The sequence below is a fragment of the Microbacterium tenebrionis genome, from assembly GCF_903645325.1.
Classification (GTDB): domain Bacteria; phylum Actinomycetota; class Actinomycetes; order Actinomycetales; family Microbacteriaceae; genus Microbacterium; species Microbacterium tenebrionis.
Map to the genome: position 1 here is coordinate 87388 of NZ_CAHJXQ010000006.1, position 17642 is coordinate 105029.

The 17642-nt window shown below is 65.5% G+C and carries 25 protein-coding genes; 13 read left to right on the forward strand and 12 right to left on the reverse strand.

Annotation, left to right across the window (positions count from 1 at the left end; translation table 11 throughout):
* Positions 1–14: 14 nt before the first annotated feature.
* The gene (locus HWX58_RS10190) at positions 15–410 is read right to left on the reverse strand and encodes a GNAT family N-acetyltransferase (protein ID WP_083325287.1); all 396 of its coding nucleotides are present in this window, start codon (positions 408–410) and stop codon (positions 15–17) included.
* Positions 411–434: 24 nt separating this feature from the next.
* Positions 435–935 carry a peptide-methionine (S)-S-oxide reductase MsrA gene (gene msrA / locus HWX58_RS10195; RefSeq protein WP_043281847.1) on the reverse strand — a complete coding sequence of 167 codons (501 nt, stop codon included), beginning with the start codon at positions 933–935 and terminating at the stop codon, positions 435–437.
* 253 nt (positions 936–1188) lie between these two features.
* Here msrA (HWX58_RS10195) and HWX58_RS10200 point away from each other — a divergent pair, with 253 nt between their 5' ends.
* From HWX58_RS10200 to HWX58_RS10215, 4 genes are read left to right on the forward strand one after another with little or no spacing between them, the layout of a single operon-like run.
* Positions 1189–1725, forward strand: a complete 537-nt coding sequence (locus tag HWX58_RS10200) for a carboxymuconolactone decarboxylase family protein (RefSeq protein WP_020627590.1) — start codon at positions 1189–1191, stop codon at positions 1723–1725.
* A complete protein-coding gene (locus HWX58_RS10205) occupies positions 1722–2180 on the forward strand; it encodes a DUF5709 domain-containing protein (protein WP_020627589.1) in 459 nt (152 codons plus the stop codon). The genes HWX58_RS10200 and HWX58_RS10205 overlap by 4 nt, the downstream gene beginning before the upstream one ends.
* Before the next feature lie 45 nt (positions 2181–2225).
* Positions 2226–3251 (forward strand): helix-turn-helix domain-containing protein, encoded by a 1026-nt coding sequence (locus HWX58_RS10210; RefSeq protein ID WP_101966225.1) that lies wholly within the window; start codon positions 2226–2228, stop codon positions 3249–3251.
* Positions 3248–3601, forward strand: a complete 354-nt coding sequence (locus HWX58_RS10215; protein WP_070708719.1) for a hypothetical protein — start codon at positions 3248–3250, stop codon at positions 3599–3601. Before HWX58_RS10210 ends, HWX58_RS10215 begins: the two co-directional genes overlap by 4 nt.
* Here the strand turns inward: HWX58_RS10215 and HWX58_RS10220 are convergent.
* The gene (locus tag HWX58_RS10220; protein ID WP_020621643.1) at positions 3591–4028 is read right to left on the reverse strand and encodes a MarR family winged helix-turn-helix transcriptional regulator; all 438 of its coding nucleotides are present in this window, start codon (positions 4026–4028) and stop codon (positions 3591–3593) included. The genes HWX58_RS10215 and HWX58_RS10220 overlap by 11 nt on opposite strands.
* A gap of 77 nt (positions 4029–4105) precedes the next feature.
* Between HWX58_RS10220 and HWX58_RS10225 the strand changes: the two genes are divergently transcribed.
* From HWX58_RS10225 to HWX58_RS10250, 6 genes are all read left to right on the forward strand, one after another.
* Positions 4106–4480: a VOC family protein gene (locus HWX58_RS10225; RefSeq protein WP_175987528.1), complete on the forward strand. Its 375-nt coding sequence runs from the start codon at positions 4106–4108 to the stop codon at positions 4478–4480.
* Between the two features lie 7 nt (positions 4481–4487).
* Positions 4488–5351, forward strand: coding sequence for a DNA-3-methyladenine glycosylase family protein (locus HWX58_RS10230; RefSeq protein ID WP_070708718.1), 864 nt, complete (start codon positions 4488–4490; stop codon positions 5349–5351).
* Between the two features lie 3 nt (positions 5352–5354).
* Positions 5355–6803, forward strand: coding sequence for a cysteine--tRNA ligase (gene cysS / locus HWX58_RS10235; RefSeq protein ID WP_070708717.1), 1449 nt, complete (start codon positions 5355–5357; stop codon positions 6801–6803).
* 126 nt (positions 6804–6929) lie between these two features.
* Positions 6930–7406, forward strand: coding sequence for a peptide-methionine (R)-S-oxide reductase MsrB (gene msrB / locus HWX58_RS10240; RefSeq protein WP_020625393.1), 477 nt, complete (start codon positions 6930–6932; stop codon positions 7404–7406).
* Positions 7403–7966, forward strand: a complete 564-nt coding sequence (gene msrA / locus HWX58_RS10245; RefSeq protein WP_020625394.1) for a peptide-methionine (S)-S-oxide reductase MsrA — start codon at positions 7403–7405, stop codon at positions 7964–7966. Before msrB ends, msrA (HWX58_RS10245) begins: the two co-directional genes overlap by 4 nt.
* A gap of 84 nt (positions 7967–8050) precedes the next feature.
* Positions 8051–8737, forward strand: a complete 687-nt coding sequence (locus HWX58_RS10250) for an RraA family protein (RefSeq protein WP_240739669.1) — start codon at positions 8051–8053, stop codon at positions 8735–8737.
* A gap of 2 nt (positions 8738–8739) precedes the next feature.
* On the opposite strand, the gene HWX58_RS10255 is transcribed toward HWX58_RS10250, so the two are convergent.
* From HWX58_RS10255 to istA, 4 genes are all read right to left on the reverse strand, one after another.
* Entirely contained in the window at positions 8740–9495 is a 756-nt protein-coding gene (locus HWX58_RS10255; protein ID WP_175987530.1) for a helix-turn-helix domain-containing protein, read from the reverse strand.
* On the reverse strand, positions 9492–9983 hold the full coding sequence (locus HWX58_RS10260; RefSeq protein ID WP_020625383.1) for a hypothetical protein: 492 nt from the start codon (positions 9981–9983) through the stop codon (positions 9492–9494). The genes HWX58_RS10255 and HWX58_RS10260 overlap by 4 nt, the downstream gene beginning before the upstream one ends.
* A gap of 247 nt (positions 9984–10230) precedes the next feature.
* Positions 10231–11025 (reverse strand): IS21-like element helper ATPase IstB, encoded by a 795-nt coding sequence (istB, locus tag HWX58_RS10265; RefSeq protein ID WP_071644253.1) that lies wholly within the window; start codon positions 11023–11025, stop codon positions 10231–10233.
* Complete coding sequence (istA, locus tag HWX58_RS10270; protein WP_071644251.1) at positions 11025–12230, reverse strand: IS21 family transposase; 1206 nt, start codon at positions 12228–12230, stop codon at positions 11025–11027. Before istA ends, istB begins: the two co-directional genes overlap by 1 nt.
* A 285-nt stretch (positions 12231–12515) precedes the next feature.
* Here istA and HWX58_RS10275 point away from each other — a divergent pair, with 285 nt between their 5' ends.
* Positions 12516–13154 (forward strand): TetR/AcrR family transcriptional regulator, encoded by a 639-nt coding sequence (locus HWX58_RS10275; protein ID WP_043279902.1) that lies wholly within the window; start codon positions 12516–12518, stop codon positions 13152–13154.
* On the opposite strand, the gene HWX58_RS10280 is transcribed toward HWX58_RS10275, so the two are convergent.
* From HWX58_RS10280 to HWX58_RS10290, 3 genes are read right to left on the reverse strand one after another with little or no spacing between them, the layout of a single operon-like run.
* The gene (locus tag HWX58_RS10280) at positions 13124–13411 is read right to left on the reverse strand and encodes a DUF6510 family protein (protein WP_043279909.1); all 288 of its coding nucleotides are present in this window, start codon (positions 13409–13411) and stop codon (positions 13124–13126) included. The genes HWX58_RS10275 and HWX58_RS10280 overlap by 31 nt on opposite strands.
* Positions 13411–14169, reverse strand: coding sequence for a ferredoxin reductase (locus tag HWX58_RS10285; protein ID WP_043279907.1), 759 nt, complete (start codon positions 14167–14169; stop codon positions 13411–13413). The genes HWX58_RS10280 and HWX58_RS10285 overlap by 1 nt, the downstream gene beginning before the upstream one ends.
* Positions 14169–14762 carry a molybdopterin-dependent oxidoreductase gene (locus HWX58_RS10290; protein ID WP_067115756.1) on the reverse strand — a complete coding sequence of 198 codons (594 nt, stop codon included), beginning with the start codon at positions 14760–14762 and terminating at the stop codon, positions 14169–14171. The genes HWX58_RS10285 and HWX58_RS10290 overlap by 1 nt, the downstream gene beginning before the upstream one ends.
* A gap of 214 nt (positions 14763–14976) precedes the next feature.
* Here HWX58_RS10290 and moaA point away from each other — a divergent pair, with 214 nt between their 5' ends.
* Both moaA and HWX58_RS10300 read left to right on the forward strand, forming a co-directional pair.
* Positions 14977–16035, forward strand: a complete 1059-nt coding sequence (moaA, locus tag HWX58_RS10295) for a GTP 3',8-cyclase MoaA (RefSeq protein WP_175987561.1) — start codon at positions 14977–14979, stop codon at positions 16033–16035.
* Positions 16036–16037: 2 nt separating this feature from the next.
* The gene (locus HWX58_RS10300; protein WP_020625377.1) at positions 16038–16274 is read left to right on the forward strand and encodes a MoaD/ThiS family protein; all 237 of its coding nucleotides are present in this window, start codon (positions 16038–16040) and stop codon (positions 16272–16274) included.
* 122 nt (positions 16275–16396) lie between these two features.
* Here the strand turns inward: HWX58_RS10300 and HWX58_RS10305 are convergent, their stop codons facing one another.
* Both HWX58_RS10305 and HWX58_RS10310 read right to left on the reverse strand, forming a co-directional pair.
* Positions 16397–16666 (reverse strand): nucleoside/nucleotide kinase family protein, encoded by a 270-nt coding sequence (locus HWX58_RS10305; RefSeq protein ID WP_136940210.1) that lies wholly within the window; start codon positions 16664–16666, stop codon positions 16397–16399.
* A gap of 367 nt (positions 16667–17033) precedes the next feature.
* Positions 17034–17537, reverse strand: coding sequence for a redoxin domain-containing protein (locus HWX58_RS10310; protein ID WP_175987532.1), 504 nt, complete (start codon positions 17535–17537; stop codon positions 17034–17036).
* Between the last annotated feature and the right edge of the window lie 105 nt (positions 17538–17642).

Below are 17642 nucleotides of genomic sequence, written 5' to 3' on the forward strand. Positions count from 1 at the left end.
TGTGCGTATGACGATCAGTGGTGGTGTCCGTGGGGGTTGCCAGGGAACCGCGTGTCGACGACATCCGCATACTCCGGATGAGCGCGGATGTACGCGGCGGCGAAGGGGCACGAGACCGTCGCGGTCTTCTTGTCCTCGCGGAGACTGTTGAGGACGCCTCCAAGGAGTCGCGCCGCGACTCCCTTTCCGCGGAACTCGGGGAACACGGACGTCGCGAGCAGAAGCACCCGGTCGCCGGTTCTGCTGTAGAGCAGGCCGGCGGCGAGCTTGCCGTTCACGGTCGCTTCGTACAGCTCGGACTCGACGTTCTCAGTGATGACGAAGTCTTCGACTGCGTCCGAGGATGCAGCCGGGAGGTCAGTGTCGGCGTCGGTCGCGGTCAAGCCGATCATTCCGTCGGGATGTTTCATGTGTCTCCTATCGCGAGATCTCGGTCAGCGGCCCGGTAGTACCCAGTCGGGTCGGATGAAATGGCACGAGTATCCATTGGGGTGCTTCTGCAGGTAGTCCTGGTGTTCGGGTTCGGCCTCCCAGAACGGGCCGGCTTCGCCCACCTCTGTCACGACTTTTCCTGGCCAGCGGCCGGAAGCGTTGATCGCTTCGATCACGTGGAAGGCGACCTTCCTCTGTCCCTCGGTCGTCGTGAAGATCGCTGATCGGTAACTGCGCCCGATGTCGTTTCCCTGACGGTTCCGAGTGGTGGGATCGTGAATCTGAAAGAAGAACTCCAGCAGTATCTGGAATCGGATGATCGAGGGGTCATAGATCACTTCGAGGGCTTCTGCGTGATCCCCGTGATCCCGGTAGGTTGCGTTGGGGGTGTCGTCGTCGCCGGAGTATCCGACGCGGGTGCTCACGACGCCCGGGAGTGAGCGGAAGAGCTCCTGGGCTCCCCAGAAGCAGCCGCTGGCGAGGATCACTCTCGAGGTCGGCATCGTCTTCTCTCTCTTCACGGCGGGCAGCACGCCCCTTCGGGTCACGATACGGAGCCGGGTGCTGTCCAGGTGGCCTGGCTGTGCAGCGTAATGTCCGCGACCTGCGGCGTTCGGAAGCGGAGCGGGCGGTTGCAGGGAGAAGACAGCTCTCTGCAGGGGCAGGCCACACAGGGCAGAGAAGCGGATCTACCGTCGGAGGAGGCGTCGGAACTCCGGCAAGCCAGCGAACCGTGCCCTACGGTGAGGAGAGATCGTGATATCAGAGCAGATCGATTTCGAGAATGTGCGCTTTGACCCGGATCTCTCTGACTTCCACGAACTTGCGAAGCAGATGGCTGCGGGGTTCGGGTACACGGCGAAGTTGTCGATCGGTGATCGCCTCGCTGCCCTTCTCCGATTGCGGGTTGCTCAGATCAATCCGTGCTCGTACTGCCTGATCCTGCACACGCGTATCGCCGTGGAAGTAGGAATCGGCGCGGCGATGGTGGCGCACCTGGCGAGTTGGCGGCAGAGCACGATGTTCTCCGGTTCCGAAGCACTCGCACTGGCGTACTGCGAAGCGCTGACACGTTACGAGCACGAGCACTTCGATGAGATGCATCAAGGGCTGACGGTGTTCTTCGATGAGCGTGAGATCGCGGAGATCGCAGCCGTCGTCATCAACATGAACGTGTGGACGAGGCTGAAGCTCGCACAAGGCTCCGTGCCGGTGGTATCGCCCGGTGGTGAAGAGTCTGCTCGCGACGCCGAGAGACCAGGCGTCAGGGGAAAGAAAGGGAACCCATCATGACTGACGGATCGTTCAGTGGGCAGGACATCGAGTTCGATCTGCTTCCGCCGGATGAGAGCCTGGACTCGGATCTTCTCGGCGAAGACTCCGATGACGACGGCCCGGGATACTCTCCACCGGAGCGGCGGTCATCCGAACTGTCGTGGGGATTCACTGCACGCGAAGCACGTGCCCGGGAGCCGCTGGCGGCTCGCTTGGCGCGTGAGGTGCCGGAGTACGAACCCGAAGAGCCGATGGGCGACGGGATCGGCGACATCATCGGCACGGACGGCGAGATCCTTGACGACCAGGTCGGATCGGTACGCGCTGGACGGCTGATCTGGACCGAACCCGGCAACCCAGACCCATCCTCCGACTTCTGGGCCTCCGACATCGGCATCGACAACGGTGCCGCCTCCGCCGAAGAAGCGGCTATCCATGTCGTCATCGACGAGGGCGACTATGACCGGCAATAGTCTGGAATCAGACCGGGGAAGCCCGGAAGACCGGCGGAGGCTGTAATGATGCAGCAGACATGGGACTCGCGCAGCATCGATCCACGTGACCGCGTGGAGACGATCCGCACGATGCTCTGCGAGAACCTCGTCCAGACGGACCTGACTCTCGACCCGCAGGGCCGCGAGGCGCATGTGAACGTGTCCTACCAAGACATCGGGCAGCTGAGAGCGTTGTCCGTCAAGACGGTGCCCTCGCTGGCTGCCCTCGCTATGCGTCCCCAGCGGATGATCATGTCGGACGACGACGAGTCATTGTTCGTGGTCTTCCAGCGCGGCAACCGGTCGATGCTGCGCCGTGGCGATGACCAGACCGTGATGACCCCGGGCAGCATCGTCGTTTACCCGAGCACGAGCCCCTACGTCCACGCCTTCGACGAAGGAGTCATCGGGGACTTCTTCCGACTGCCGTTGGGTGTGGTGGGGTTGACGGCGGATCAGGTCGCTGAGGTCTCGGGTGTGGACCTGCAGGAGCGGACCTCGCTGGCGGCGCTGCTGCGGTCCGTGCTCGGGGGCGTGATGGACTCCGAACTCAGCCTTCGCGACGAGGTGGACGTGTTCGCGCCCGTCGCCGACCTGCTGAAAGTCACCCTGCTCAGCGCCCTCACTCCCGACCGCGCCACGACCCGGTATCCGCTGGCCGAGCAGATCGTCACCTACGTGCTCGACAACCTCACCGACCCCGGTCTCGGAGCCGCCCGGATCGCGAAGGACCTGCACGTGTCCGAGCGTCTGCTCTACGCAGAGATGTCCCGCGCGGACATCAGGCTCGCGCAGCTGATCCAGTCCCAGCGCCTGCGTCGCGTCCGCGACGCCCTGACCGCACCGGCCACCATCGACGTCCCCATCGGCATCCTCGCCCAACAGCACGGGTTCGTCTCCGCCAGCCACTTCAGCCGCATCTTCCGCGAAGAATTCGGCACCACACCCCGCCAATGGCGCAACAACACCACACCTCGCCCCGATGAGATCCAGGACGAGAGTCGACTGGATCTCCCGCAGCAGATCAGACCAGAGGAGACGTACGGATGAACGAGCCGCTGTCTGATCTCGCCGTCGTTGACGCGGAGGAAGTTCGAGCATCGGATATCCCTCGCGCGCTGACGGCCGCATCGATCCTGTACGAGGACGGGGCGACGCAGGCATTCGCCGAGAACGGCAAGACCGTGTATGTCGAGAACGGAAGACCCACGTTGGGGGAGTGGTACGTGGATGCAGAGGGGCAGTTCTGCTCCTTCTGGCCGCCGGACTACCGAGCGTGCTACGAACTGCGCTGGCTCGTCGAAGATGAGCGGATCACTGGTCTGCGCTTCCGCCGCGGCTCCTACACAGCCGTCGGCCGGTACCAGCTCCCCGGGCCTGACAATGCTGTCAAGGAATGAGCAGGGCGTCTCGGCAACGGGCCAGAAGCTCGTAAAGACGGGCGCGCTCCACCAGCTCGACCTCCATCGTCATGCGTTGAACAACCGAGGACACTTCCTCATGCGCGCGTTCGAGGAGGAGCTCTGCGGCGTCGTTCAGCACCACGCTCCGTTCTCGCCGGGGTCCAGGATCACTCGAGCGGGTCACCAGCCCCCGCTTCTCCAGTCCCTGGAGCAGCACGTTCATCGACTGACGGGACACGAACGCGCGTCGGGCGAGCTCGGAGCTCGTGATACCTGGCGTGTCCTGCAAGGCGGTCAAGCACGCGTACTGCGGCACACTCAGCGCGAGCGGGCGAAGCCGATCGTCCATTCGCTGGTTCAGGAGCGACTGCGTCTCCTTGATCAACACCCCCAACGACTCCGGGCTCCGGTCCAATGCATCCATGTCAATAGTTTGACACACACTCCACTGAGTGTCAGGATATTGACACTGGCGTTATTGAACAGAACAGGAGCTTGCTCATGGCAGCAACAACCACCGGCCCGGACTTCATCTCTTTCCAGGTGCGGGACCGCGCCGTCTCCGCGGAGTTCTACGACAAGCTCGTCGGACTCACACGGCTCCCAGACTCGAACCCGGCAGCGACCGTCTTCTCCGCAGAAGGAACCGCGTTCGCCGTCCGCGACCCGTTCCCGGGCGTGGATCTCGACGCGATCCCTCAGCTCGGCGCCGGCATCGGCGTCTGGTTCCGCAACGATGACGCGGAACGCGTGCACGCACGACTCGTCGACGCGGGAGTGGCGATCGTGCAGGAACCGGTCGAGGGGCCGTTCGGCCTGCAGTTCTCGTTCCGAGACCCCGACGGCTACGTCGTCACCATCCACGCCCGCGCCTAACACCACCATGGCGCAGCACACCCTCTCGGTCCCAGTGCTCGGGCCGTGGTCGTTGCGCACCAGCAAGCGGTTCTGGGAAGAGTTCACCCCTACCGCGATCGAGTCCGGCGGCGACCCGGACGTCCTCTCCGCACGCTTTGTGAGCGAGCACGACTGGACGTCCGTATCCGCCCACGTCACCCAGAGCGGGGAGAGCGCCCAGATCGGTCTGTCCGGCCCGGGCGATCTGACCGCAGCCGCCGAGCAGGTGCGGCGCTTCCTCTCTCTCGATGTGGACGCGCGGGAATGGCCGGCCGTCGGCGATCGCGACCCGATCGTCGCCACCGCCCAAAGGGCGCTCCCCGGATATCGCCCGTGCGGCTTCCATTCCCCGTACGAAGCCGCAGCCTGGTGCGTCTTGTCGCAGCGCACCCGCGTCCCGGTCGCTGCCCGACTCCGCCGCGACCTTATCGTCGCGCACGGCAACGACGGGGTGTTTCCCGCGCCCGATGCGCTCATCCGCGCCATCGACGCCGAAGAACTAGACCTACCCGGTCGGAAGCCAGAGTATCTCCGAGCTGTCGCAGAGGCCGCACTCACCGGGCTGCTCAACGGTCCTCGGCTCCGAACGATGCCCGAAGAATCGGCTCGCCGCGACCTGCTCACGGTGACAGGCATCGGCCCGTTCGCCACGGACCTCATCCTTATCCGCGGCGCCAACGCCCAGGACATCCTTCCGCGCGCGGAACGCCGCCTCTACGCCGAGATCTCCTACCAGTACGGGCCCGACTCGGTGCTCGAGGAGGTCGCGGAACGCTGGCGCCCCTTCCGCTCCTGGGCCGCCGTCCACCTCCGTGCGCTCCGAGAGCAGCGCACCCGTGAGATGGGCTGATCGATGACGTTACGGCTCTTCGATAGTGGAACGTCATCGCTACGCACGTTCGCGCCCCTGCGACCGGGCCACGTCGGCATCTATCTGTGCGGTCCGACTGTTCAGGCTCCGCCGCACGTCGGTCATCTCCGATCCGCAGTGGTCTTCGACCAGCTGCGACGATGGCTCCAGATCGGCCACGAGCTCGACGTGACCCTGGTGCGAAACATCACCGACCTGGACGACAAGATTCTTGCCGCGAGCCAGACGGCGGGCGTTCCATGGTGGGCGTGGGCGGCTCGTCATGAGAGGGCGTTCGCCGACGCTTATCGCAAGATCGGTATCTTGCCGCCGACGATCGAGCCGCGCGCGACAGGGCACACCGCCGAGATGCTTACCTTCATCGACCGGCTGATCGCCCGGGGCCACGCGTACCGAGCGGGAGGGGAAGCGGGGGACGTCTACTTCGACGTCTCATCATGGCCCGGCTACGGGTCTTTGACCTCACAGGAGCACGGCACTCTCCGCGGAGACGAACATACCGATCAGGCAACAGAGAAACGTGACCCTCGCGACTTCGCGCTCTGGAAGTCGGCTCCCCCGGACGCGGGGGCCAGCGAGGAGATCGTTGCTCCTGCGGCATGGGCTTCGCCTTACGGGCCGGGACGCCCCGGATGGCATCTGAGCTGTTCGACAATGATTCTCCGCTACCTGGGAGAGAGCTTCGACATCCACGGTGGCGGGCTCGACCTGCGCTTTCCTCATCATGAGAACGAACAGGCGCAGTCCCGTGCCGCCGGATACGGATTCGCGCGCTACTGGATGCACAACGGCTGGGTCACGTCCGGCGGCGACAAGATCAGCAAATCCCTCGGCAACGCGACACCCCTCGACGAGCTACTGCAGCACATGCGTCCTCTCGACCTGCGCTACTACCTCGGATCGGCCCACTATCGGTCGAACCTGGAACTGACCGACTCCGCCCTGCGATCCGCCGCGGCGGCGATGCGCAGGATCGAAGACTTCATCACCCGGAGCGCCAACCACTCGAGGCGCGCGGCGGACGCGGACATGCTGCCGGTCGCATTCCGAAACGCCTTGGATGACGACCTCAACATCCCCATGGCACTCGCGGTCCTCCATGACGAAGTCAGGCGGGGCAACACCGCCCTCGCCCAGCACGACGCGCGGACCGGTGCCGACACGCTGGATGCGGTGCTCGCCATGACTGACGTCCTCGGCATCAACCCGCGCGACAGCCCGTGGGACGAATCAACGGCCACACCCCCGCGCGCCGAGCGCGCACTGGAGGCCCTGATCGCACAGGCGCTCGACCAGCGAGCCCAGGCACGTGCGGCCGGAGACTTCCGCACTGCAGACCGTATCCGTGACGAACTCGACGCCGCCGGGATCGTGCTCAACGACAGCCAGTCAGGTACGACATGGGGCTTCACCGAAGGCCATACCTCATAGCCCGGAACAACAACAGGAGGATTCTTGAAGTCACAGCCCACTCCCAGGCTCACGGGACCAAACCGCGTCACCCCGGCGTTATCAACAGTGACGCCGCAGCCAGCGGCGCCGAACAAGGAGGACATCGTGTCGCACGACTACAGCAAGACTTCTGAGGCCCTGAGCCGCCTCAACGACCAGCAGTACCGCGTCACCCAGAAGGACGGCACCGAGCCGGCCTTCCGCAACGAGTACTGGGACAACCACGAGGACGGCCTGTACGTGGACGTCGTCTCCGGACAGCCGCTGTTCTCATCCACCGACAAGTACGACAGCGGAACCGGATGGCCCAGCTTCACCAAGCCGGTCGTCGCTGACGCCGTTCACACGAAGACGGACCGATCCCTCTGGATGCCCCGCACCGAGGTCCGCTCTACCGGGGCGGACAGCCACCTCGGGCACGTCTTCGACGACGGCCCCGCGAACGCCGGCGGCCTGCGCTACTGCATGAACTCCGCCGCGCTGCGGTTCATCCCCGTCTCCGACCTGGAGGCCGAGGGGTATGGAGAGTTCCGCTCACTGTTCGAGACCACCACCACGACCACGAAGGAGCACGCATCATGACCAGTGGAATTCACGACACCGGAGAGGTCACCCGCACACCCGGCACCGAGACGGCCGTCCTGGCCGGCGGCTGCTTCTGGGGCGTGGACGAGCTCATCCGCAAGCAGCCGGGCGTGATCAGCACCCGCGCCGGATACACCGGCGGGCAGAACGATCACGCCACCTACCGCAACCACCCCGGCCACGCCGAGGCCGTGGAGATCGTCTTCGACCCATCGAAGACGACGTACCGGGACATCCTGGCGTTCTTCTTCCAGATCCACGACCCGTCGACCCTGAACCGTCAGGGCAACGACATCGGCACCAGCTACCGGTCGGCGATCTTCCCGCTCACCCCCGAGCAGGAGCAGGTCGCCAAGGAGACGATCGCCGACGTCGATGCCTCCGGTCTGTGGCCAGGATCGGCTGTCACCACGATCGAGCCCGCCGGCCCGTTCTGGGAGGCCGAGCCTGAGCACCAGGACTACCTCCAGCGGTATCCGAACGGCTACAACTGCCACTACCCTCGTGCCGGCTGGGTCCTGCCCCGCCGCATCCAGGCGACCGAGGCTTCCGTCTGACCATGTCCACGTGGGGGCGTGCCACCGCTGAGCCGGTGGCACGCCCCCGCGTCATCAGTGACGGAGGAATGATGCGGAACGACCGTGAACGAAGATGAAGACAACGCGGTGGAGCGACGTCGCGCAGCGTCAGCCGCAGTCCTCACATGCGCAGACCTGACCGATGCGCTCGGCCGGAAGCACCGTCACCGCGCCCATATCACCGGGCTCGTCAGCCCGGCACCCGAACGCATCCTGTTCGGGCGCGTCGCGACGATCTCCTTCTTCCCGACCTGCCACGCCATACTTGACCCGGAGGAATACACCTTCGGACGGCTGTTCCACCAGGCCGTCGACGGATCACCAGCCAATCCCGGCAACACGGTCCTCGTGATGGCCAGCAACGGCCACAGCTCGACGTCTCTCGCCGGTGGAACGAAGCTCTCCCGTGCGACCAACGTCGGCCTCGCCGGCGTCCTAACTGACGGACGCCTTCGCGACTTCGACGAACTGGCCGCGGAACCGTTCGCCGCATGGTGCTCGGGAGAGGCCGTCGCCTGGGGTGGAGCAGTGGTCACGCCGTTTCAGGCAAATATTCCCGTCGTCATCGAAGGAGTGGGCATCTATCCGGGCCAGTACATCTTCTGCGACTCATCGGGAGCCGTCGTCATCCCCGACAGCGACATCGACGAAGTGCTTGAGACCGCCCATCAGGTCCGTGCCGACGACAGCGCGTCCCGTGACCTGATCGCGCGGGAAGGTCGCAACGAAGGCTTGACGCGCGAGCGGTGACCTCACGGTCCCGGTGGTGTGGTGTTGTTGCGCCATTGGCGGGGGGTGGTGCCGAATTCTTCGCGGAAGATGCGGCTGAAGTGGCTGGCGGAGACGAATCCGTGCTGTTGGGCGAGGATGCCGATGGGGACGTCGATGGTGGCCGGTGCGGTCAGGGCGTCGCGGACGCGACGCAGGCGCTGGGACTGGATCAGCTGCGCGAGCCTGATGTCCGCGCGGGACATCTCTGCGTAGAGCAGACGCTCGGACACGTGCAGGTCCTTCGCGATCCGGGCGGCTCCGAGACCGGGGTCGGTGAGGTTGTCGAGCACGTAGGTGACGATCTGCTCGGCCAGCGGATACCGGGTCGTGGCGCGGTCGGGAGTGAGGGCGCTGAGCAGGGTGACTTTCAGCAGGTCGGCGACGGGCGCGAACACGTCCACCTCGTCGCGAAGGCTGAGTTTGGAGTCCATCACGCCCCCGAGCACGGACCGCAGCAGCGCCGCCAGCGAGGTCCGCTCCTGCAGGTCCACACCCGAGACCTCAGCGACCTGATCCGCCGTCAACCCCACCACACCCAACGGCACCTCGACAATCATGCGATCGGCATCCTCGGTGGGCATCGCGCTCTCCACCGTCGAGCGGGGGACAACGACGATGCTCCCGGGGGTCAGCTCGGTGTCCCGCCCCTGCAACGACAGGACCGAGGCGTTCCGACGCTGGTAGATGACTAACAGGTAGTCCTCGCTGCGACCACGGGGAGAGCTGACCGTCGTCACAGGACTGCTTCCTCGATCAGCTCATAGATGTTCGCCCGGCGGAGGTCGCTGGCGTGAAAGACGAGCCCGTCGCCCCGGTGCGGTGGCTGCTCCGCGACATGCCGCACGCACGCGGCGGCGAGATCTCGCTCGGTCGGCGACATCACCACGACTCCAATCACGGTCGTGTCCGCGCCGACGAGATTGGTGGCGCTCCTGCTCACCTCACCGACTACGCCCGTCGCCAACCTGTGTACTCGGGCCCGAGACATCGTGCCGGCACCGTCGAACGCCACCACCACCGTTCCGGGCCGAACGATGTGCAGCGCGGCGGTCACCTCATGCTCGATACGCGAGGCCAACGCCCGTCGAGCCCGGATGCCCAGGCCCCTACGAAACCGATAGGCCGCCACGACCAGGCGCTCGTCCTCAGCCACCCGCTCCGCAAGAGGCGAGGGAACGAGCATCAGAAACTCTTGCGCGTCACCGAGCTTGACCGGCAGGTCCACCGAACGCCCCTCTCCTGCGGAGCGCGCAACGTTCTCGACGGGCGCGCGTGGGCAGCCGCACCGAGCCCTCGGCTCGGACTTTCTCGCGCACACGGAAGATCCGTGAGCCGCGTGGCTTCCCGCACATCATGACCACTAGCCTACGACGACAGAAAAGGACTCGCCAGACCAAAGTATGAGCGGGATGTCGGCGGCGCTCGAAAACTGAACGGTTTCGGCGTTCGAATTGTGAACGGTTGCTGGCAGTTTAGTCAGCTGGGTCGGTGATGTCGGTGCGGGTGCTGGGGAGGCTGTCGATGCCGCGGCCTCGGAGCCGGTAGCTGGCGCCTTTGAGGGTGATTACCTCGGCGTGGTGAACGATGCGGTCGATCATCGCGGCGGCGACGACTTGGTCGCCGAACACTGTGCCCCAGCCGGAGAACGGCAGGTTCGAGGTGAGCACGAGCGAGGCGTGCTCGTAGCGGGATGACACGAGCTGGAAGAACAGGTTCGCGGAGTCCTGCTCGAACGGGAGGTAGCCGACCTCGTCGACGATGATCAGCCCGTAACGGCGCAGCCGGGCCAGTTCCTGCGGCAGGCGGCCTTGCCGGTGGGCGTCGGACAGGCGGGTGACCCATTCGGTGGCGGTGGCGAACAGAACCCGCTGGCCTTGATGGGCGGCGATGACGCCCAACGCGGTGGCCAAATGCGTCTTCCCGGTGCCGGGAGGCCCGAGAAGAACCACGTTGCGGGCCTCGAGGAGGAACGCCCCTGAGGCCAGGCTCGCGACCTGCTGTCGGACGGCGGACTGCTGGTCCCAGTCGAAGTCCTCGATGGTCTTGACCGCGGGAAACCCGGCCGCGCGGATCCGCAGGCGGGCGCCGGAAGCGTTGCGGGCGCTCACTTCGCGTTCGAGCACCGCGGCGAGGTAATCCTCAAAAGACCAGCCCGCGGCCCTCGCCTGCTCCGCGAGCCGGCCTGCGGCTTCGAGGATGCGCGGCGCCTTCAGTGAGCCGGCAAGATAGGTGAGCTGCTTGACCGTCTCGGTCTGGGTGGTCGCCATCAGAACCCGCCTCCGATGCCGAAGGCTCGGTCATAGTCGGCAAGATCACGGACGAGATCATCACCCGCGGCGACCGAGCGCGGGGCGCGGAACTGCTCTCGCAGCACCTTCGCGGTCTCTAAGTGAGCCGGGTCGGTGATCGTCATCCCGCGCGCCCAAACCCGCGTGTGCTCGGCGACCAGGCGGCCATCGGCCCTGACCCTGACCCGGTCCAGATCAGCTGCGACATCGACCAGCCGGCCCACCGCGCGGGGGTCGACGGAGTAGTCGTTCGTGTCGACGCGGACGTAGTAGTCCCGCCCCAACCGGACCCTGTTCCGCCAGCCCAGGTGCAACGGGACCGGCGGCAGCGGCAGCATCGCAGCCCGGTCCGCGTTGATGCGCTGCTCCGGCGACGCCTTCAAGGTGCGGACCGTGCGCGCGTTGGCGATCTGCAACCAGTCGGTGAACTGCTCGTTGAAGTCTCCCGGAGAGGCGAACGAGCGGCCCGGCATGAACGAGGTCTCGAACCAGCCATTGCGCCGCTCGACGATCCCCTTGGACTCCGGATCCCGGGGAGGCAACAGCACCAGCTTCGCCGCCAACGTTCCCATGAACGACGCAACACCTTCCGCCCGCCGTGGTCCGCGCCCGATCCCGGGCTCGTTGTCCCAGATGAACCTCCGCGGGACTGCGCCGATCTGCTGCAACAGCTCCCAGGACCCCAGCAGCAGATCCTCCGTCTTGCGGGTCGGGATCATCCGCCCGACGGTGAACCTGGAGTGCGCGGGCGTGATCACCAGCACCGGCAACAGCTTCACTGTCCCGTCCTCGAGCGGGATCTTCCTCGGCGGGAACCAGAGATCACACTGCGCCGCATCGCCCGGTTCCCAGATCAACCGGTCCGCGGGATCGATGCGCCGCTGCTCGGGCCGCAACCGTTTCACGTTGTCCCGGAACCAGCGGATCGAGCCCGTCCAGCCCACCCGCTCGGCCAGCACCGTCGCCGGCATCTCGGGCGTCTCCCGCAGCAGTTCCTTCACCCGCGCTTCGAACGGCGTGAACGACGTCACCGCCGCCGTCCGCTCATACTTCGGCGGGGAATCCGACGCCAACGCGGCATACACCGTCGTCCGCGAGATCCCCAACCTCGTCGCGATCTGCGCCTTCGCCACACCCTCCCCGGCAAGCCGGCGAATCAGTGCCCAGTCCTCCAAAGTGATCACACTCCAATCGTCGAGTGTTCACTTTTCAAGCGCCGCAACTGTCCAGTTTTCGAGCGCCGCCGACACGGGACGTCGATTGACGAGAGGTGTCGCAGGTCTGAAAAGCAGGACGCTTGGATCGCCATAGGTGTTTCGGATCGACTTGGATAAGGACTCCGAGGTCCATTATTGTGAAGGTGTGAGATGCGAGCGTCCCGCTCCGCTGGACTTCACTGGGCCGGCCGGGCTGGCATCGCGTGACGGACGACTTCGAGTCCTGCGGACGGAGGAGACTACCCTGGAGGCGTGACTGCCGACGGAACGAGTGCGCGCCGGTTGACGCCGAAAGGGGCGGCAACGAGGGCGCGTATCGTCGACGCAGCGAACCAGTTGATGTATGAGCGAGGCGTTGCGGCGACGACCCTCGCCGACGTCCGAGCCGCCAGCGCGACATCGAAGTCTCAGGTTTATCAGCACTTCGCCGACAAGGACGCACTCGTGAAGGAAGTCATCGAGACCCGGGCGGAGGACGTCCTGACGCAGCAGCGCCGGCGCCTTCGACGCGTGGAATCCCTACGCGGGTTCGAGCTGTGGCGGGATGAACTCGTCGAACGCAACGCGCTACGCGACGGCGCGTACGGGTGCCCGCTCGGGTCTCTGGCGAACGAGATCGCAGACCACAATGAGGATGCCCGCCGGGCGATCGCTGCCCACTTCGATGATTGGCTGGAGATGCTGATCGATGCCGTGGAGAGGCTGAAGACACGCAGCGTGTTGCGCAGCGATGCGGACTCGCGAGCGCTTGCCATTGGGCTGCTATCGGCACTGCAGGGAGGTTATCTTCTGGCGAAGGCGAGTCGAGATGTTTATCCGATGCGTGCCGCTCTCGACATGGCTATCGCACAGCTCAGGGCCTACGCGACTGAGACCGACTCCTCAGCCTGATCCCGCCTCATCGCGAACGCGGTCATCCCCGCGAAGCTGAGGAAGAGGCGTTCACCGGCGTCGATGATCGTCGCCAGCACGTGGCTGCACGTCTTGCAGCGTACGACCAGCCCCGGGGCGTCCGGATACACGATTGCCTCGCCAAGGGGCGCGACGCGCCCGCAGCCTCCGCACCGTCCTTCGATCATCGTTGCATCGGGCACGAGAAAATCCGCGAGAGTCCCGGCGAGGATGTTCCCGTCGAGGTGGCTGGTCATCATAGGCCTCCGAATCGTTCGGTGAGGATGTCTTGCGGCGCATGGCCGAGCTTCACGAGCCACGGCGCGACGGCTTCGACGAAGCCTGTCGAACCGCACACGAAAATGCGTGGGCGGTCTTCCGGAGGGAGCGTCCGCGCCGCGATAGTCGACTCTGTGAGCCGTCCGACCGGATCTTGCCACCCAGCTGGCGCTCGTCGCGTGTACACGAGGTCGATCGCGAACGACCCGTCCGACAGCTCGAGGAACTCCTGGTGGAAGTAGACGTCCTCCGGGGTGCGCACCGAGTACAGCAGCCGGAACGGAACGGGATCGGATGCGGCCGCATGAGACGCCGCCATCGCGTAGAGGGGCACGACACCTGACCCGCCGGCGATGAGCTGCACGGGGCGCTGGCTCTGTCCCGGGCGCCAGAGGAAGAACGATCCCAGCGGTCCGTGGACCTCGAGCTGGTCACCGACGCGCAGTTCACGGACGAGGAACGGAGACACCTCGCCATCGGGCAGCTCATCGACCGCAAGGACGATCGTTCCGCCCGTCTCGGAGGATGCGATCGAATACGAACGTGTCGCCTGGTAGCCGTCCGGAGCGGTCAGTCGCAGATCGAGATGGCTGCCCGCCTCGCTCCCCGGCCACCCCGGGACATCGAGCACCAGCCGAACCGCAGTCGGCGTCTCTGGACGCACCTCCGAAACCGTGGCGACGAACCACGACGGCCTCACGCGGGGGCGAAGCGGAGCGAGCCGGGTCTGCTCCATCACCAGTAGCGTTCTTCCTTCCACGGATCACCGTAGATGTGATAGCCGCTCTGCTCCCAGAACCCAGGGTCGTTCGTCGGCATCATCGTCAATGCCCGGACCCACTTCGCGCTCTTCCAGAAGTACAGATGCGGGATCAGGAGACGTGCCGGCCCGCCGTGTTCTGCGTCGAGCGGTGCGCCTTCGGCCTCGGTCGCGATCCAGGCCTTGCCATCCAGGAGATCCTCAAGCGGCACATTCGTGGTGTAGCCGCCGTAGGAGTGCGCCATGACGTAGTCATGGGATGTCTCGACGTTCTCGAACAGCTTGTCCAGGCTCACCCCGCGCCAGGCCATGTCGAGCTTGGACCAGTGCGTGACGCAGTGGATGTCGACCGTGATGTCCTCGGCACCGAGCGCCAGGAACTGCTCCCAGTTCCAGTGATGCTCGGTACCGGTTTCATCGAGGATGGCGAAATCCCACGTCTCGGTATCGACATAGGGGGTGGGACCGGCGGTGAGCACCGGCCAGTTGTCGAACAGCGTCTGTCCCGGAGGGAGCTGATCATCGGGTCCACGCCGGCGTCCCGCGAATCCGCGAGTAGTGAACGACATACATCGCCCCTTCCGTCTTCTCTGGCTGTACACCACCGACGATATTGCGGGAGCTCTCTCGCTGATCGCCTGGTCCTGCGCGGAACTTGCCCATGACTGCAGGTGATGAGTCCCCGGCGTGAAAACGGGCCACTGTGCCGACCACACTGTGGAACAGGACGCCCCACCGGGCGACCTCGCCCCCCCCGCAAGCATCGAGAAGAAGTCTGTGACCATGTGCCCTGCTGCGCTCGGCATGCCGACCGTTCGCCATCGCGCGCGCTCGACGGTCGGCCGACCCGAGACACCGTTTCTCGTGGACAGGTTCGGGCGCATCGCGCGAGACCTGCGCGTATCGATCACAAGCGCCTGCTCACTGCGTTGCACATACTGCATGCCGGCGGAAGGCCTGCCCATCGTCCCTCGCGGGGAGTTGCTGACTCCGGAAGAGATCGCGCGTCTGGTCACCATAGCCGTCCACGATCTCGGAGTCCGTGAGGTGCGCTTTACCGGCGGCGAGCCGCTTACGCGACCTGATCTGGTCGAGATCGTGCGCCAGACGACGACAGCCGTGCCCGGCCTGCCGGTGTCGATGACGACCAATGGGATCGGCCTCGACCGCAAGGCGCCGCAGCTTGTGGAGGCTGGACTGACGCGGATCAACGTGTCGCTGGACACGATCGACCGCGAGCATTTCGCCGCTGTCACCCGACGCGATCGCCTGCCTGCCGTGCTCAGGGGGATCGAGGCGGCACAGCACGCAGGGCTCAGCCCGATCAAGATCAACGCGGTGGCGCTGCGCGAGACCCTCGCGGATGCGCCCGACCTGCTGGCGTGGGCGCTTGCCAACGGCGTGCGGTTGCGGTTCATCGAACAGATGCCGCTGGATGCAGATCAGACATGGCGCAGAGACCACCTCGTCTCCGCCGAAGAACTTCTGTCTGTGCTCGGACGCCGATACCGGCTGACCCCGGCCGGGCGTGAAGACCCGTCCGCTCCCGCAGAGGAGTGGCTCGTCGACGGAGGCCCGGCCACCGTCGGCATCATCGGGTCCGTCACACGCAGCTTCTGCGACGCGTGCGACCGAACCAGGCTGACAGCCGAAGGCTCGGTACATTCCTGTCTGTTCGGAGACGACGAGACAGACCTGCGCACGATGCTGCGAAGTGGAGCAGACGATGCCGCTATCGCCGACGCCTGGCGGGCGACGATGTGGGACAAACAGGCTGGGCACGGGATGGAAGAGAAGAGCTTTCGTCGACCGGCCCGTTCCATGGGAGCGATCGGAGGCTGACGATGTCACGCATACTCGTCCGATACTTCGCAGCCGCCGCTGAAGCGGCTGGCTGCGAAGAAGAGCACGTCGAGGCGACGACCCTCGGAGAGGCGAAGGACGCGCTCCTCACAGCTCACCCGGCACTCGAGCCGGTGATCGCAAAGGGGACATTCCTCGTCGACGGCATCGCCTCACGCGATCCCGCGCGACCGGTCTCCGCGCAGGTGGACGTGCTGCCCCCGTTCTCCGGCGGCTGAGCCAAACCACAAGCGGCTGAGGTCCGATCCACCGCGGGGGTCCACGTGTCGTGAACTGCATTCGTCTCCTGCGCTGCCATCCTCTTACGTGAGACGACCGCGGTGCTGCCCAGATCCTTGTCTCAGCAGGAATCGAAGTACAAGCGTTGGGGATGCATGCTGTCGCTCACCTCGTACACGGCATCGGATGATTCGCGTGGAATGTCCTCGCGCATGTAGCGGAGATGCCGTTCATGGGTGTCTGGGTGCGCCGGCTCACCGCCGTCGAGGAAGACGGTGAAGTGCCACGCCGAGCGCAGGCTAGAGCGCAGCAGTGACCAACCGTCGACAATCAGCATCCTGTCCTCAGGCGCGGCAGCGAGCTCGCTCTCAGGTCCGTTGTGGCGGAACATGCGCAGTATGGTTCGGACGGCGTCATCGTCCGTGAACGGGGCCGCGCTGAGACGAGTCGCGTGACGTCCCACTGCACGCAGCGCTGCCGCCAGGGCGTCGGCGAAGTGCATGCGGGCTGCAGCGTCCACGCCGTCGATGGCGACGAGTATCCGGCCGCGTGGGTTTCTGCTGAGGACCTCCTGAGCGAGCTCCTCCCAGACGGCTGTCCCAGTGGCACCTGAGGCGTTCGGAGACGAGGTCAACGTCGCTTCTCCGGCGGAACGATCAAGAGAGGATGTGTCTGCATCCTGTTCTGGTTGCGCACATCCTTGCCGACTGCTCTCGCAGCGGTCTGCATCCGCGCTCTCGAGATGGCATCGATGGTTTTCATCGGTCTGCCCGCTTCCGATTCGCATCCGCATGCTGAGGCAACTCCCGGATGAGTTCGAGGACATCGTCGGGAACGAGTTGTCCCAACGTTCCGCAGGAGTACACGCTGATCACGACCGTCCCATCGGGATCCAGCACGAATCCGGTCGTCTGCAACTGCGGCGGGTCCACGGTGACGAACGCTCCGGTCGCGGCCGCGATCTGCCCCACATCGGTGCTGTGTCCGATCGGAAAAGTCAGCCCATAGCGCGCCACGAGCTCCGCGGTTATCGGCTCCTCGTCCGCAGTCACCGCGACGACAGCGATACCCGCGGCGGACAAGCGTCGTAGGCCGCGCTGGAACGCACGCAGCTGCTCCACGCAAGGCCGGCAGCCTGCCCCGCGAGAGAAGAGAACCACGCCGTACTGCCCGGCGAATACGGCCGGGATCGTTCGGCGTGTGCCTTCCACCTCGACCAGCTCGAGGGCGGGGAACGCATCACCACCACGCAGCAACGACATCAGAGGCTCGCAAGAACGGTCCGAGCGGCCGCATCGGTGGGTGCGACGCGGGCGGCTTCTGACGGGGGAAGTCGGTTGCCATGAAAGTTGTGTGCTTCAGTCTCA

Coding starts and splice junctions, on each gene's coding strand:
- HWX58_RS10280 (WP_043279909.1), bottom strand. CDS start 13,411: ATGACCAGCCACCTCGACGGGAACATCCTCGCCGGGACTCTCGCGGAT.
- HWX58_RS10190 (WP_083325287.1), bottom strand. CDS start 410: ATGAAACATCCCGACGGAATGATCGGCTTGACCGCGACCGACGCCGAC.
- HWX58_RS10210 (WP_101966225.1), top strand. CDS start 2,226: ATGATGCAGCAGACATGGGACTCGCGCAGCATCGATCCACGTGACCGC.
- HWX58_RS10285 (WP_043279907.1), bottom strand. CDS start 14,169: ATGGAGCAGACCCGGCTCGCTCCGCTTCGCCCCCGCGTGAGGCCGTCG.
- HWX58_RS10230 (WP_070708718.1), top strand. CDS start 4,488: ATGGCGCAGCACACCCTCTCGGTCCCAGTGCTCGGGCCGTGGTCGTTG.
- HWX58_RS10300 (WP_020625377.1), top strand. CDS start 16,038: ATGTCACGCATACTCGTCCGATACTTCGCAGCCGCCGCTGAAGCGGCT.
- HWX58_RS10220 (WP_020621643.1), bottom strand. CDS start 4,028: ATGGATGCATTGGACCGGAGCCCGGAGTCGTTGGGGGTGTTGATCAAG.
- HWX58_RS10305 (WP_136940210.1), bottom strand. CDS start 16,666: ATGTTCCGCCACAACGGACCTGAGAGCGAGCTCGCTGCCGCGCCTGAG.
- HWX58_RS10205 (WP_020627589.1), top strand. CDS start 1,722: ATGACTGACGGATCGTTCAGTGGGCAGGACATCGAGTTCGATCTGCTT.
- HWX58_RS10215 (WP_070708719.1), top strand. CDS start 3,248: ATGAACGAGCCGCTGTCTGATCTCGCCGTCGTTGACGCGGAGGAAGTT.
- HWX58_RS10290 (WP_067115756.1), bottom strand. CDS start 14,762: ATGTCGTTCACTACTCGCGGATTCGCGGGACGCCGGCGTGGACCCGAT.
- msrA (WP_043281847.1), bottom strand. CDS start 935: ATGCCGACCTCGAGAGTGATCCTCGCCAGCGGCTGCTTCTGGGGAGCC.
- HWX58_RS10225 (WP_175987528.1), top strand. CDS start 4,106: ATGGCAGCAACAACCACCGGCCCGGACTTCATCTCTTTCCAGGTGCGG.
- cysS (WP_070708717.1), top strand. CDS start 5,355: ATGACGTTACGGCTCTTCGATAGTGGAACGTCATCGCTACGCACGTTC.
- moaA (WP_175987561.1), top strand. CDS start 14,977: ATGTGCCCTGCTGCGCTCGGCATGCCGACCGTTCGCCATCGCGCGCGC.
- istB (WP_071644253.1), bottom strand. CDS start 11,025: ATGGCGACCACCCAGACCGAGACGGTCAAGCAGCTCACCTATCTTGCC.
- msrA (WP_020625394.1), top strand. CDS start 7,403: ATGACCAGTGGAATTCACGACACCGGAGAGGTCACCCGCACACCCGGC.
- HWX58_RS10310 (WP_175987532.1), bottom strand. CDS start 17,537: ATGTCGTTGCTGCGTGGTGGTGATGCGTTCCCCGCCCTCGAGCTGGTC.